At 41.4% G+C, this 15,492-nt stretch carries 12 protein-coding genes and 1 tRNA gene; all 13 read left to right on the top strand.

Going from position 1 to position 15,492, the window contains the following annotated elements; genetic code table 11:
* Positions 1-13: 13 nt before the first annotated feature.
* Positions 14-1,243: a phospho-N-acetylmuramoyl-pentapeptide-transferase gene (gene mraY / locus LLW17_RS15400; protein ID WP_228231180.1), complete on the top strand. Its 1,230-nt coding sequence runs from the start codon at positions 14-16 to the stop codon at positions 1,241-1,243.
* Between the two features lie 126 nt (positions 1,244-1,369).
* The gene (gene murD, locus LLW17_RS15395) at positions 1,370-2,701 is read left to right on the top strand and encodes a UDP-N-acetylmuramoyl-L-alanine--D-glutamate ligase (RefSeq protein ID WP_228231179.1); all 1,332 of its coding nucleotides are present in this window, start codon (positions 1,370-1,372) and stop codon (positions 2,699-2,701) included.
* A 179-nt stretch (positions 2,702-2,880) separates the two neighbouring features.
* The gene (locus LLW17_RS15390; RefSeq protein ID WP_228231178.1) at positions 2,881-4,083 is read left to right on the top strand and encodes an FtsW/RodA/SpoVE family cell cycle protein; all 1,203 of its coding nucleotides are present in this window, start codon (positions 2,881-2,883) and stop codon (positions 4,081-4,083) included.
* Between the two features lie 250 nt (positions 4,084-4,333).
* Positions 4,334-5,446: an undecaprenyldiphospho-muramoylpentapeptide beta-N-acetylglucosaminyltransferase gene (murG, locus tag LLW17_RS15385; RefSeq protein WP_228231177.1), complete on the top strand. Its 1,113-nt coding sequence runs from the start codon at positions 4,334-4,336 to the stop codon at positions 5,444-5,446.
* Positions 5,447-5,454: 8 nt separating this feature from the next.
* Positions 5,455-6,804 carry a UDP-N-acetylmuramate--L-alanine ligase gene (gene murC, locus LLW17_RS15380; RefSeq protein WP_228231176.1) on the top strand — a complete coding sequence of 450 codons (1,350 nt, stop codon included), beginning with the start codon at positions 5,455-5,457 and terminating at the stop codon, positions 6,802-6,804.
* A complete protein-coding gene (locus LLW17_RS15375) occupies positions 6,801-7,517 on the top strand; it encodes a cell division protein FtsQ/DivIB (RefSeq protein ID WP_228231175.1) in 717 nt (238 codons plus the stop codon). The genes murC and LLW17_RS15375 overlap by 4 nt, the downstream gene beginning before the upstream one ends.
* A 3-nt stretch (positions 7,518-7,520) precedes the next feature.
* Positions 7,521-8,867, top strand: coding sequence for a cell division protein FtsA (ftsA, locus tag LLW17_RS15370; protein ID WP_228231174.1), 1,347 nt, complete (start codon positions 7,521-7,523; stop codon positions 8,865-8,867).
* Between the two features lie 89 nt (positions 8,868-8,956).
* The gene (gene ftsZ / locus LLW17_RS15365; protein WP_228231173.1) at positions 8,957-10,987 is read left to right on the top strand and encodes a cell division protein FtsZ; all 2,031 of its coding nucleotides are present in this window, start codon (positions 8,957-8,959) and stop codon (positions 10,985-10,987) included.
* A gap of 175 nt (positions 10,988-11,162) precedes the next feature.
* A complete protein-coding gene (locus LLW17_RS15360) occupies positions 11,163-11,612 on the top strand; it encodes a GatB/YqeY domain-containing protein (RefSeq protein ID WP_228231172.1) in 450 nt (149 codons plus the stop codon).
* Positions 11,613-11,668: 56 nt separating this feature from the next.
* A tRNA-Arg gene (locus LLW17_RS15355) sits at positions 11,669-11,745 on the top strand.
* Positions 11,746-11,891: 146 nt separating this feature from the next.
* Positions 11,892-13,916, top strand: a complete 2,025-nt coding sequence (locus tag LLW17_RS15350; RefSeq protein ID WP_228231171.1) for a type I restriction-modification system subunit M — start codon at positions 11,892-11,894, stop codon at positions 13,914-13,916.
* Positions 13,910-14,752: a restriction endonuclease subunit S domain-containing protein gene (locus tag LLW17_RS15345; protein WP_228231170.1), complete on the top strand. Its 843-nt coding sequence runs from the start codon at positions 13,910-13,912 to the stop codon at positions 14,750-14,752. The genes LLW17_RS15350 and LLW17_RS15345 overlap by 7 nt, the downstream gene beginning before the upstream one ends.
* A gap of 1 nt (position 14,753) precedes the next feature.
* Entirely contained in the window at positions 14,754-15,317 is a 564-nt protein-coding gene (locus LLW17_RS15340; RefSeq protein WP_228231169.1) for a restriction endonuclease subunit S, read from the top strand.
* Positions 15,318-15,492 lie beyond the last annotated feature (175 nt).

The following is a 15,492-nucleotide window of genomic DNA, read 5'->3' as shown; positions in this document are numbered from 1 at the left end:
CAATAAAAACCAGATGCTGTATTACCTATTTGAATATTTAGAGCGCGCATATAACTTTCCGGGAGCGAGTCTTTTTGGCTTTATCACCTTCAGGGCAGCTGTCGCGATCATTATGTCTCTGGCGATTTCGACCATTTGGGGTAAGCGTATCATTTTGTATTTACAGAAAAAACAGCTGGGTGAGTCGATTCGTGATCTGGGTCTTGAAGGTCAGGTGGAGAAGGCTGGTACACCTACAATGGGTGGAGTGATTATTATTCTGGCGACTTTGGTTCCGGTTTTTCTGTTGGCAAAACTTGAAAATATATATGTCATCCTGCTTATCATCACGACGCTGTGGATGGGAGCTATAGGTTTTATGGATGATTTCCTGAAAATCAGAAAAAAGAATAAAGAGGGTTTACAGGGAAAATTTAAGATTTTCGGTCAGGTAGGACTGGGGATCATTGTGGGGGCAACGATGTTTTTCCATCCCGGGATAACCGTTAAGGAAGAAAATACGGGATCAGATACCCTTACTGAAGCCGTTGAAACACAGGAACGCGAGATAGCACAGGAAGAAAAGGCCTTAACGACCACCATTCCGTTTGTGAAAGATAACGAGATCGACTACAGCATTTTGGTAAGCTGGTTGGGTGATGATTATGTGAAATATGCGTGGTTGCTCTTTATACCCATTGTGATTTTTATCGTAACCGCGGTATCAAACGGGGCTAATCTAACGGATGGGATTGACGGTCTTGCGGCAGGTTCCTCGGCAATAATCGTATTAACACTGGGCATATTTGCCTGGGTTTCGGGTAACATCATTTTCAGTGATTACCTCGATGTGATGTATATCCCTAATTCGGGCGAGATGGTAATATTTATCACTGCTTTTGTGGGAGCGCTAATTGGGTTTCTGTGGTACAATACCTATCCCGCACAGGTCTTTATGGGTGATACCGGTAGTTTGACTATTGGTGGAATCATCGCGGTAATCGCGATTGCCATTCGGAAAGAATTACTCATTCCCATTTTATGTGGAATCTTTTTTATGGAAACCCTGTCTGTGATGCTGCAGGTAAGTTGGTTTAAATATACCAAAAGCAAAACGGGTGAAGGGCGGCGAATCTTCCTGATGTCACCGCTACACCATCATTACCAGAAAAAGGGAATTCACGAAAGTAAAATCGTGACCCGGTTTTGGATTATCGGCATTTTACTGGCGATTATCACTATTGTAACGCTTAAAGTGCGCTGATGTTTAAAATTAAAAGTTAATGGTTAAAGGGGGTAATAAAATATTTAAAGATGGATGTGGGTGTAAAGAGCTTCAAAACCTCTTACCATTCACTTCTTACCTCATACTTCAAACTTCGTATTTCTTATGAGACTAGTAATACTGGGTGGTGGAGAAAGCGGAGTGGGAACCGCGATTTTGGGTAAAAAGCAGGGGTATGCGGTTTTTGTTTCCGATTTCGGAACGATCAAAACCAAATACCGGGACGTTCTTAAAAATTATGAGATTGAATGGGAAGATGGCGGTCATACCGAAGCCAAAATCCTGAACGCAGACCTGGTGATGAAGAGTCCGGGAATTCCCGATAAAGCACCACTAGTTCAGAAGTTGGTTGCAGCAGGAATACCGGTTATATCAGAGATTGAGTTCGCCTCCAGATATACCAATGCCACATTAATAGGCATCACCGGAAGCAATGGTAAAACTACCACGACCCTGATGATGGCTCAGATTCTCAAACAGGCCGGGTTTAAAAGTGTCGCGGCGGGCAACATTGGAGACAGCTTTGCACGCTGGGTAGCGTTTGATGATCAGGATTATTACGCTTTGGAGATCAGTAGTTTTCAGCTGGACGGGATTGTAGATTTTGCGCCGCATATCGCGATTCTGACCAACATCACTCCAGATCATTTGGATAGATATGAATATAAGTTTGAGAATTACATCCGCTCAAAATTCCGCATAGCGGAAAATCAAACGGAGAACGATTACCTCATTTACGATGCAGACGATCCGGTAGTCACAGATTGGCTCGAGCAGCATCCGGTAAAGGCCAGGTTGATGCCTTTTTCAATTTCAACAACAGTAAAACAGGGAGCATTTTATGCTCAGGACGAAATAACAATTATAACTGACGATACAAGCATGACGATGTCAACAAAATCAATGGCGATCAAAGGCCAGCACAACACCAAAAACGTAATGGCAGCAGCTACTGCGGCAAAACTTTTAAGCATACGTAAAGCGACCATCCGGGAGTCTTTAGAAGGATTTCAGGGTGCAGAACACCGCCTGGAGCACGTGCTTAAAATAAATCATGTATCGTACATCAACGATTCTAAAGCCACTAACGTCAATGCTACTTTTTATGCTTTGGATAGTATGAGTTCCCCTACAGTATGGATTGTAGGAGGTGTTGATAAAGGCAATGATTACAAAGATTTGTTTCCGTTAGTTAATGAAAAAGTAAAGGCGATCATTTGCCTTGGGAAGGATAACAGTAAGCTGTTGCAGGCTTTTGGAAATATGGTTGAAACTATTGTGGAAACCCAGTTTATGTCTGAAGCGGTAAAAATCGCGTATAAGCTCAGCGAAAAAGGAGATGCTGTATTGTTATCACCTGCCTGTGCAAGTTTCGACCTTTTTGAAAACTACGAAGACCGCGGCCGTCAGTTTAAAGATGCCGTTAGGAATCTTTAAAATACGAAATACGAAATATCTTGCTTAGAGAACAGAGAACAGAGAACAGAGAACAGAGAAGTGAGAAGTAAAGGAAATAAAACGATTCAACGATTCAACAAATCCACGATTCAACTTTTTTTCACAGCTTAAGAAAACCGAAAACCGAAAACCGAAAACCGAAAACCGAAAACCAAACCGTGAGCAGTACTAAAAACATATTTTCAACCCTAAAAGGAGATCGGGCGATCTGGGCGATAACCGCCTTTTTGGCTTTGTTTTCCTTTTTACCGGTGTTTAGTGCGAGCAGTAACCTGGCTTACCTTTACGGGAATGGTGATACTTTTCCGTTTTTGGTTAAGCATTTTATGCATTTGGTATTGGGCTTTGCCATTATTTATGGGGTGCATAAAGTGCCTTCTAATTATTTCAAAGGTCTTTCTATAATTGGTATTCCCATTGTTTTGGTGTTGTTGTTGATCACTCTGGTTCAGGGTACAACTATTGACGGGGCCAATGCCAGTAGATGGATTAAGATCCCGTTTGTAGGCATTACGTTTCAGACTTCTACTTTGGCTTCGGTGGTGCTGATGATTTATATTGCCCGTTACCTGTCGCGTATTAAGGACAAAACCATCACGTTTAAAGAAAGCATTTTACCGCTTTGGGTGCCGGTTGCTGTGGTTTTAGGCCTGATTTTACCGGCCAACTTTTCAACAGCCGCGATCATTTTCGTAATGGTACTGACTCTGGTGTTTATGGGGGGGTATCCCTTAAAGTATATTGGAATCATCGTGGCAGCAGGGCTGCTCACACTTACGTTATTTATCCTCAGTGCGAAGGCATTTCCAGGGGTATTTCCCAACCGGGTAGATACCTGGATGAGTCGTATTGAAAATTTCACCGGGGAAGAAGACGGGGAAGGCGATTATCAGATCGAACGTGCAAAAATTGCCATAGCCACAGGTGGACTCGTTGGCGTTGGGCCTGGTAAGAGCGTGCAGAAAAACTTTTTGCCTCAGTCCTCATCAGATTTTATCTATGCGATTGTGGTGGAAGAATTTGGTCTTATTGGTGGACTTACGCTTCTGTTGATGTATTTGTTATTGCTGTTTCGCATTCTGGTGATAGCCAACAAAGCCACGACGGTTTTTGGCAAACTGGCTGCAATTGGCGTAGGTCTGCCAATTGTTTTTCAGGCGCTGATCAATATGGCGGTGGCGGTAGAATTGTTTCCGGTGACGGGACAAACCCTGCCGCTCGTAAGTAGTGGAGGAACCTCGATCTGGATGACCTGTCTGGCGATCGGTGTGGTGTTGAGTATCAGTGTGAAACGTGAAGAAGCCAGAATAAAAGAGGAAGAAGAAATGAATCCGCTTGATATTTTGAGCGAAACGATTTAGAAATACGAAATACGAAATACGAAATACGAAATACGAAATACGAAATATCTTATTTAGAGAACAGAGAACAGAGAACAGAGAACAGAGAACAGAGAAGTGAGAAGTAAAAGAAATAAAACGATTCAACGATTCAACAAATCCACGATTCAACTTTTTTTCACAGCTTAAGAAAACCGAAAACCGAAAACCGAAAACCGAAAACCGAAAACCGAAAACCGAAAACCGAAAACCGAAAACCCAAAACAACGAATTGAAGACTCATAAATTCATATTATCTGGCGGCGGAACCGGGGGACATATTTACCCGGCGATTGCGATTGCAGATGCTTTAAAAGCAAAGTATCCGCAGGCGGAATTCCTTTTTGTGGGTTCGCAGGATCGTATGGAGATGCAAAAAGTACCTCAGGCCGGTTATAAAATCAAAGGTTTGTGGATTGCAGGAATTCAGCGGAAGCTTACCTGGTCAAATCTGATGTTTCCGTTTAAGTTGATCAGCAGCCTGTTTAAATCGGCGCGTATCATTAAAAAATTTAAGCCTGATGTGGTGATAGGTACTGGCGGTTTTGCCAGCGGACCTTTGCTGGAAATGGCGACCCGTTATCACGTGCCGGCCCTGATTCAGGAGCAGAATAGTTTTGCAGGGATTACGAATAAACTTTTGTCTAAAAAAGTGCAGAAAATCTGCGTGGCCTATGATGGCATGCAGCAGTTTTTTCCGGAAGAGAAAATCGTAAAGACCGGCAATCCGGTACGTCTCGATTTGCTAAAAACCGAAGAAAATCGCGAGGCAGGACTTGCAAAATTCAATCTGGATCCCAATAAAAAAACCTTGCTTATTCTGGGTGGAAGTCTGGGCGCAAGAGCTATAAATCGCTTAATCGATCGTGAATTGCAATTTATTCTCGATCAGGACTTGCAGGTAATCTGGCAATGCGGGCAGTTGTATTATGAGGAATATAAGGTGCATAATGCTAAAGAGCACGTTCAGGTGCTGGCGTTTATAGATACGATGAATCTGGCCTATGCGGCGGCAGATGTAATCATCAGCAGGGCTGGCGCGGGTTCGGTTTCTGAATTGGCGCTGGTAGGTAAGCCGGTGATTTTTATCCCGTCACCCAATGTGGCCGAAGATCATCAGACTAAAAATGCAGAAGCCATAGTTGCCAAAAATGCAGCGGTATTGCTCAGGGAAGGTGAACTCGAAACGCATTTTGAACCGGAGTTTAAAAAACTGATTGACGACCAAAACCGTCAAAATGAATTGGGTGCAAATATTAAAAAGTTGGCTTTGCCACTGGCAACACAGCGTATTGTACGTGAAGTAGAAAGCCTGCTGAAACTGAGTAAACAAGACCTGGAATAGAGAACGAATTGAAGAACCTCGATAACATATCACACTTTTATTTCATCGGCATTGGCGGAATTGGGATGAGTGCGCTGGCACGCTATTTTAAGGCGGCCGGTAAAGCTGTTGCGGGGTATGACAAGACCCCTTCGGGCATTACAGATGCTTTGGAAGCATTGGGTATTGCCATTTCGTTTGAAGATTCAGAGGAAGCAATTCCTTCGGCATTTAAAGATAAAGAAACCACGCTGGTGGTTTATACGCCTGCGGTTCCTAAAGCGCATAAAGGCTATAAGTATTTTGTACAACAAGGATTTGATATTCAGAAACGCGCAGCGGTATTAGGCTTTTTAACCCGCGAAAAGTTTTGTCTGGCTGTCGCAGGGACTCACGGTAAAACCACAACCAGTGCGATGCTGGGGCATCTTATGGCTGCCTGTGATTTGCCGGTTACTGCATTTTTAGGAGGCATAGCCGAAAATTACCAGAGCAACCTCATTCAGCAGGGTGAAGATATCGTGGTGGTCGAGGCTGATGAGTTTGACCGCTCGTTTATGCAGTTGTATCCCAATATCGCAGCCATCACCTCGATGGATGCAGATCATCTGGATATTTACGGGGATGCTGAAAGCTTACAGCAAAGTTTCCGCGATTTTGCCGCGCAGGTGAAAGAAGACGGCGTGTTGTTTGTCAAAAACGGACTCCCATTAGACGGAATAACGGTAGGTGTTGAAGATGATTCAGCTTATACCGCTTTAAAAATTAGAATAGAAAACGGGGCTTACCAGTTTGATTTAAAACATCCCGCTGGCCTTATTGAAGACTTAGTGCTTAACCTGCCTGGTAGACATAATTTGTCTAATGCGATAACCGCTTTGGCGATGGCTTTACGATACGGCTGCCCTGCCGACAAGCTCGCCAAAGCACTATTCGCCTTTAAAGGGGTTAACCGCAGATTTACCTATAGAATTAAAACAGAGACCGAAGTGCTCATAGACGACTATGCGCACCATCCTACAGAAATAGATGCCGTGCACAGCGCGGTACGCGAGATGTATCCAGACAAACGGGTGCTCGCTGTTTTTCAGCCGCATCTGTACAGCCGAACCCGCGATTTTATGGAAGATTTCGCAGCCAGTTTGTCGCAGTTTGACGAGCTCTTGTTACTCGATATTTATCCGGCACGGGAAGAACCTATTGATGGGGTGAATTCTCAAAAATTACTGGATTTGATTACCACTCCGCGTAAGGAGTTGGTTGCAAAACAGGAGCTTCGGGAAAAACTGGAAGCTTCAAAGGCTTCGGTAAAAGTGATGATGGGTGCCGGTGATATAGGTGAAGAAATTTTAAAACTTACTAAAAGTCTAAGCTTATGAAGATCAATTGGTTTTACATAAGGATGGGTGTTTTGGTGTTTGTAACACTGTTTCTGGTGGCTTTTTCGCACAAGCGAAATGCCGCGCGTAAGGTGGAGCGTGTAGAGGTGCATTTTGAAACGGGAGCAAACCTGTTTATCACCGAAGAAACGGTTGATAAATTGTTGATACAAAATGAGAAACCCCTTGAGGGACAGGCTAAAGAAATTCTAGATTTGAGAAACTTAGAGCAGAAACTCGACGCGCACGCAATGATTTCTGATGCAGATGTTTACCTCACCCTTGATGGTGTGGTAGGAGCTACTGTAAAACAGCGAAAGCCCCTTGCGCGTGTGCAGGCTCAGGAACCGTATTACATAGATGAAACCGGGGCAGCGATGCCTTTGTCTTCTAATTATGCTGCCCGCGTACCGCTCATTTCTGGTCTGGATCGCAAACAGATTGAAGAAGTGTATCCGTTATTAAGCTTTTTGCATAACGACGCACTGCTCAACAAGCAGGTAGTTGGGATTACCAGAGATGCCCGTGGAGACTATATTTTAACACCTCGCGTGCTAGACTATAAGATCAATTTGGGAAAGGTTAGCGGCTTGCAGTCTAAGTTTGCCAATTATAAGGCTTTTTACCAGAAAGCCATCAAAGATAACAGTCTCGAGAAGTATAAAACCGTAGATCTGCGTTACAGAGGTCAGGTTATAGGGACAAAAAAATAAGTTATGGAGCAGAAAGACATAGCAGTAGGACTCGATATTGGTACCACTAAGATTGTGGCGATGATAGGTCGTTATAATGATTATCATAAGCTGGAAATTCTGGGCATTGGTAAGTCTAAGAGTCTTGGTGTTCACCGTGGTGTGGTAAATAACATTACCCAGACCATACAGTCTATACAGCAGGCGGTACAGGAAGCAGAAAGTGTTTCCGGGATGAAGATTGAAGATGTAGTGGTGGGTATCGCAGGTCAGCACATACGTAGCCTGCAGCATAGCGATTACATTACCCGCCCTGATGCAGATGAAGTAATAGGGCCCAGAGATATTGATACCCTGTGCAATCAGGTACATAAGCTGGTGATGCTTCCGGGGGAAGAGATTATACATGTGCTTCCTCAGGAGTATAAAGTGGACGGCCAGGCCGAGATCACCCAGCCTATAGGGATGTACGGTGGCAGACTGGAGGCTAATTTCCACGTTGTGGTAGGTCAGGTAAGCAGCATCCGCAATATTGGGCGCTGTGTAAAGAGTGCCGGGCTTAACCTCGATAAAATTACCCTGGAGCCATTAGCTTCGGCTAACGCGGTGTTGAGTCAGGAAGAAAAAGAAGCCGGTGTTGCCCTCATAGATATAGGTGGTGGTACAACAGATCTCGCCATTTTTAAAGATGGAATCATTCGGCATACTGCGGTTATTCCTTTTGGCGGTAACGTGATCACCGAAGATATAAAAGAAGGTTGCAGCATTATTGAAAAGCAGGCTGAATTATTGAAGATCAAATTTGGCTCTGCCTGGCCGGGAGAAAATAAAGATAATGAGATTGTTTCCATCCCCGGTTTACGCGGAAGGGAACCTAAAGAGATTACGCTTAAAAACCTTTCAAAAATCATTCACGCGCGCGTGGTGGAGATCATTGAGCAGGTGTATCTCGAAATAAAAAATTACGGACACGAGGAGCAAAAGAAAAAACTTATTGCAGGTATCGTGCTTACCGGTGGCGGCTCACAACTCAAACACCTGAAGCAACTGGTAGAATACATCACCGGTATGGACACCCGCATAGGTTATCCCAACGAGCACCTCGCCGGCGATAGTGATGCAGAGACGACCAGCCCCTTATACGCAACAGCTGTAGGTCTGGTGATGAACAGTCTGGAGCACCGCAAGGATGTGGTGGTACAACAACAGGATACGGCAGTCGTAGAGGAAGAGCCGGTACAGCCGCAGCCGCAAAATGAAGAAGATATTGAAGAGCCCCAACTTCAGGAGCCCAGGGAGAAAAAGGTGCGCAAAAGCATTTTTGATAGCTGGGCCGAAAAGTTTAAAGACTTTTTAGATAACGCAGAATAAAAAATTGACAACAACCAACTAAAGCTTGCATACCCGTTTGCTTTAGCAATGAAAAAGAAAACAACAGAAACCGGTAAAACGAATATATTATGAGCAACACAGATTTTGAAAACATTTCGTTTGATTTACCCAAAAATCAAAGCAACGTGATCAAGGTAATTGGCGTAGGCGGAGGCGGTAGCAATGCTATTAACCATATGTTTAGTCAGGGTATTAAAGGAGTTGACTTTGTGGTCTGCAATACAGATGCACAGGCTCTTGAAAATAGTCCGGTGCCCATACGCATACAACTTGGCGTGAGCCTCACAGAAGGTCTTGGCGCTGGTGCCAATCCTGAAGTAGGTGAGCAGGCCGCTATTGAAAGCCTTGAGGAAGTAAAGCAAATGCTTGGAACTAACACCAAAATGGTATTTATCACTGCCGGTATGGGTGGGGGTACCGGTACAGGTGCGGCTCCGGTAATTGCAAAAATGGCCAAAGAGATGGATGTGCTTACCGTGGGTATTGTCACCATTCCGTTTCAGTTTGAAGGTAAAATGCGAAACGAGCAGGCTCAGCTTGGAGTAGAGCGTTTACGTTCTCACGTAGATTCGCTTATTGTAATTAACAACAACAAGCTGCGCGAGGTTTACGGTAATCTGGGCTTTAAAGCCGGTTTTAGCAAGGCTGATGAAGTTCTTGCTACAGCTTCCAGAGGTATTGCAGAAGTTATTACGCATCACTATACCCAAAACATTGACCTTCGTGATGCAAAAACCGTATTAAGTAACAGCGGGACTGCCATTATGGGTAGTGCCAGTGCAAGTGGTGGTAGTCGTGCTCAGGACGCCATTAGAAAAGCACTTGACTCCCCGTTATTAAACGATAATAAAATCACCGGTGCTAAAAACGTGTTGTTGCTTATCGTTTCGGGTACCGAAGAAATTACCATTGATGAAATTGGGGAAATCAATGATCACATTCAGGATGAGGCCGGTCACAGTGCAAACATCATTATGGGTGTGGGTGAAGAAGAAAGCCTGGGAGATGCGATTTCGGTAACGATTATCGCAACGGGGTTTAACGTAGAACAGCAAAACGAAATCGTAAATACCGAAACGAAGAAAATTATTCATACCCTTGAGGATGAGCAGCGTGCCCAGCACGATCTTTCCCCAAAGAGTACCGGCAGAACACTTGATTTTTCAGCTTCTGCCAAAAGTCAGGATGCTTTAGAAGAGCCTAAAAAGGAAGTTAAAAAGCCTATAGTACATACACTTGATGATACCGATGATCCTATGGATTTGATGGTAAACAAAACCCAAAATGAGGCTCCTAAGAAGGCTATGGATCTGATCCCTACAACAGATTTGATTCGTGATATACAGGTAGTTTACGAGGAGGTTATTGACTATACGGCTCAAAACGAAATCTTTGAAGAAGAGGAAGACGATGATTTTAATTTCAAAATTGTCAGCGTCGAAGAGCCTAAACCAAAGCAAAATCCGGTTTCAAAATTGAAAGATGAAGAGCAGTTTACGCTTTCTTTTGACCTTCCTTTAAATGAAGAGGAACCTAAAAAACCACAGGTTACCGAAAAGCCAAAGGAAATCGTTTATACACTTGACGATGACATCAGTGAAATAGAAGTAAACAGTCCTATTGAGATTGTTTCGGTTACCGAAGTGAATGAGCACGGAGAAAAGCGTTACAGTCTGGATGATTATATGGAGATTGAGGAGCATTTAAATAATGCAAAACCCGTACAGGCTAAACCTGCCGAACCTAAAATTACACGAGAAGAAGCTATTGAAGTAAAACGTGTTGAGTCAAAGATAAAGCCTGAAGAGAATGTACCTGAAGGCGATGAAGATCCTACCAATACACCAATATCTCAATTGCTAACCGAGCGTGCGGCTGAACGCAGACGTATGATGAAGGAGTTTAATTACAAATTCAGAAACAATCAGTCTCGCATTGATGAGATTGAAAAGCAGCCCGCTTACAAGCGTATGGGTGTTAGTCTTGACGAAAATCCATCAGCTAAGAGCTCGTTATCCAGAACTTCAGTCAGTACAGATGAAAATGAAGAGATGCAGTTGCGTAAAAACAATTCATTCTTACACGATAATGTCGATTAGTTAGTAAAAACCGATGTGAAAGGGCCGGTAGCGTAAGTTACCGGCTTTTATATGTATTGCCAGGGGATATCACTTCCCCCGGTTTGGTTCAAGATAGTTTGGGCTTATTTTTTGAATAAAAAATGGGGGAACCGTCAAAAATAAGTATATTCGCAATCCGAAAAATGAATGCAGGATGAGTTTACAGACCGAAGTAATGACGGCTATGAAAGCAGCGATGAAGGCTAAAGATCAAAATGCTTTGGCTTCACTTCGTGCAATCAAGTCTGCTATTTTAACTGCTCAAACAGAGAGTGGTGCTTCGGGAGAATTAACTCAGGAAGAAGAGGTTAAAATGCTTCAGAAACTGGTGAAGCAACGCAAGGATAGTGCTGCGATTTATCAGGAGCAGGGGCGTGATGAAATGGCTCAGGAAGAGCTTGCACAGGCTGAGGTAATTGAGCAATTTTTACCCGAGCAAATGAGCGAGGAAGAAATTGAAAAGGTAGTAGCTTCAATTATTGAGAAAACAGGCGCTTCGGGTATGCAGGATATGGGTAAAGTGATGGGACTGGCTTCACAGGAACTTGCCGGTCGTGCAGATGGTAAGACCATTTCGGGTATCGTGAAAAAGAAATTGGGTTAGATTTTTGTCTGACCAAAACAGAAACAGGTATCAGTCCTGAATTTAAAACTGAAAAGGGCTCCGTGGCGCAACTGAATAGCGCATCAGATTTCGGCTCTGAGGGTTGGGGGTTTGAATCCCTCCGGGGTCACCATTTAAAACCGTAATTAATTGTAGTTCAGTTAATTACGGTTTTTTAATTTTTATATGTGTCACTGCTTGTGTCACTAATTATTTATTTATTGCATTTCAGCAATAAATAAGATAAATTCAGTTCATCAAAAGTTAATCAAATATTCTATGATAGAAGCCAAGGTTATTATTTCAATTCCAGAAGGAAAACTTCGTGATTATATCGATGGCACTATTCGAGTCGACACGCCTGAAGAATATGTTAGGCAGACCGTTGAAAAAAGATTGATTAATGAACATAAATACTCAAAGGAGCAAATCAAAATTGAGTATGGAGTTCAGATGGGTTCAGGAAAAAAAAGAGCTGATATCGTCATTTTTCCTGAAGGGTCTTCAGATGAGGACATGAAAGACCAAGATAACATTTGGTTAGTAATCGAATGTAAAAAGGAATCTGTTAAGCCTTCAGATAGAAATAACGGGGTTGAGCAGATGAAGTCGTATATGGCGGCTTGCGGGAATTGTGAATGGGGTATGTGGACAAACGGTATGCATAAAGAGGTATGGCGTAGGGTTAGAAATGAACAGGGTAAATATGTTTATGAAGAATTCAATGACATACCTTCAGCTGACGGCACCACTGATGAACACGAAAGACCGAACAGAAATACCTTAATTAAGGCATATGAAGATAACTTGTTATTTACTTTTAAAACTTGTCATAATATTATTTATGTGAATGAAGGATTGCAGAAGCAACCAGCGTTTTTTGAGTTTTTAAAAATAATCTTCTGTAAAATCCATGACGAAAGAAATTTACTGGAACCCATAGAATTTTTCACGACTTCAAAAGAGCGTAATTATAAAGACGGGCAAGCAAGCGTTTATAAACGTATTTCCAAAATATTTGAAGAAGTAAAAAAACGCCACGGACAAATTTTTGATAAAAATGATGAAATAAAACTTGCGCCTAGAACGGTTACTTATCTGGTAGCTGAACTTCAGAAATATGCACTCTTAACAACTAATATTGATATAAAAGGGAAAGCCTACGAGGAAATTGTAGGGGCTAATTTGAGAGGTGACAGAGGGGAATTTTTCACACCTAGAAATGTAATGAAAATGGCAGTCGCCATGATTAATCCTAAGGAGACAGAACGGGTTTTGGATAGTAGTTGTGGTACTGGTGGGTTTGTAGTAACTGCAATGACATCTGTAATTGATTCCCTTTTGGAAAGGATGGAAGGCCAATATGGAGAGGAGGAAGGCTGGAATGCTGATGTAAGAAAGGCATTTAACGACAAAATATCTGAAATCGCTGCTGAAAATTATTTTGGCTTCGATATAAATCCAGACTTGGTAAAAGCTACTAAAATGAATATGGTAATGAATAATGATGGAAGTGGAAATATTCTCCAGCTTAATTCACTTTTGCCACCACAAGAATGGGAGGAAGAAACAAAGAAGAAACTGGCTAAAGCCTTAGGTATTTCGGCAAGTGAAATTCGTAATCATAAAAGTTTAGCTCATTTTGATATTATATTGACCAATCCCCCATTTGGGTCTAAAATCCCAATTAAAGACCAGCAAATTCTTGAACAGTTTGAAATTGCTTATATATGGAACAAAGACAAAAACGGAAATTGGTATAAAACAGACCGGCTTCAATCAAGTGTTCCACCTGAGCAATTATTTATTGAGCGTATTATTCAGCTTTTAAGAGAAGGAGGCCGTACTGCGATTGTTTTACCTGATTCAATTTTAGGGGCACCAGGACTTGAATACATACGTTACTGGTTAATAAAAAACACTAAAATAATTGCAAGTATTGATTTACATGCAGACGCATTCCAGCCAAGAAACGGTACTCAATGCTCAATTCTATTTTTGCAAAAGAAAACAAAGGAAGAAATTACTGACGAAGAAAAGTCAAGGGAAATTATTGATTACGACATATTCATGACTATGATAGACCATATCGGTCACGATAAGAGAGGTGGCAAAATTTTTAAGCGAGATGAAAAAGGTAATATCATAATGATTGAGGTTGAGGAGCTAGTAAGAGAAAAGGATGCCAATGGTAATTTAATTGCTCGGAAAGAAGTGACGCAAGAAAAGATTGTGAATGACCAGACTATTCACGTGGCAGAGATTTTTTCTAAGTGGAAAATTAATCAAGGTATAGCGTGGTAGATAAAAATAATTTAGCATATAAGTTTCAAGAAGTTGAAAATGAAATAGACTATACCTATTTACCAAACGAACTCAACTACACCTCTGTTTCCCTATCAGATATTTTGAACAATAAATTGCGTTTAGAGGCTAATGCCTTTAATCTTGGGGCGAAGGTAGCTAAGGAAAGAATTAGTAAAAATAAATACGGAGTCATAAATCTTTGGTCTAAAAATGGTCTTGTTGAAACTGCTTATCATCGACCGCGATTTAAAAGAATTTATGTTGACCGTAAAGAAATTCCCTTCTATCAACCCTCCTCCATTACTGATGTATATCCTAAACCTTCAAAATATATATCAGCTAAAACTGAAACAAATCTAGAAAGCTTAAAAATAAAAAAAGGAATGCTTTTGATGACTGTTTCCGGTACTATTGGGAAGATTGGTATTGCTGGGAATAAGTTACATAATCAGATTTTTAGTCATGATCTTCTAAGACTTACAGGCAAGGGTAAATATGATACGGGCTATATCTATTCATATTTTCAAACTGAAACTGGCCAACTAATACTTCAATCTAATAATTATGGTGCGGTAATTAAACATATTGAACCTGAGCATTTACAAAATATAATTATTCCGAATGCACCTGAAAGCCTAAAAAAAACGATTCACGAACTTGTAATTGAATCTTATGATTTAAGGGATGAATCAAATGAGTTAATTGATAAAGCGGAATCAATTCTGTACGAAGAACTTCAACTTAAACCAATTGAAGAATTGCAAACGAAATATTTTGATAATTCAGTAGAACTACGAAATTATACTACAAAATTATACTACAAAATTAAGTAATTTGAGATTCCGTCTAGATGGTTCTTACCATATTCCAATTGTTCAGTTGGTAGAGCAAGAAATTAAGCGTAATGCAAAAAAAATAGCCACCATTGGAGAGCTTTCAAAAGATGTAATTCTTGCAGGGGTATTCAAGAGAACCTACGTTGACCGAGAAAATGGAGTGCCATTTCTTGGCGGTAGAGATATAACGCAATTAAATCCAAAAGTTGAGAAATTTTTATCAACAAGCGTTCACGCTGCAAGAATCAAAAAAGAATTAGAAGTATTTGAAAATTATGTTCTAATTTCAGACAGAGGTACAATCGGAAAAGTTCAAATTGTGCCAAAACATTGGAATGGTTGGGCAGTAAGTCAAAATATTATAAAAGTCATAGCAAAGTCAAATGATATTGCAGGCTATTTATTTTGTTTCTTTAATTCTGACTATGGCCAAATCCTTATCAAACGAGAAACTTACGGTTCAGTAGTTGATATGATTGACGATAAGAACGTTAGCGGAATTCAAGTGCCACTTTTAAATAACGAGAAAAAGCAAAAAGAAATTAATGACTTGGTTTTATGAGCATCCCCCCATTTGTAGGGCAGTTTTCAGCTTAAATTAAGTTCCGGTTATATTGACTAAGCTGCTTTTTGTTGTTTGTTTAAATACTTTACCAGCGGTATTTCGTTTTCTATTCCCTGATGCCTTCTTTTTGTATTGTAATAACTAAAATACGTTTTTAATTGTTGGTATAGAT

It is taken from the genome of Leeuwenhoekiella parthenopeia (assembly GCF_020782115.1).
In the GTDB taxonomy this organism is placed as follows: Bacteria; Bacteroidota; Bacteroidia; order Flavobacteriales; family Flavobacteriaceae; genus Leeuwenhoekiella; species Leeuwenhoekiella parthenopeia.
This window is presented reverse-complemented; position numbering and strand designations above follow the sequence as displayed.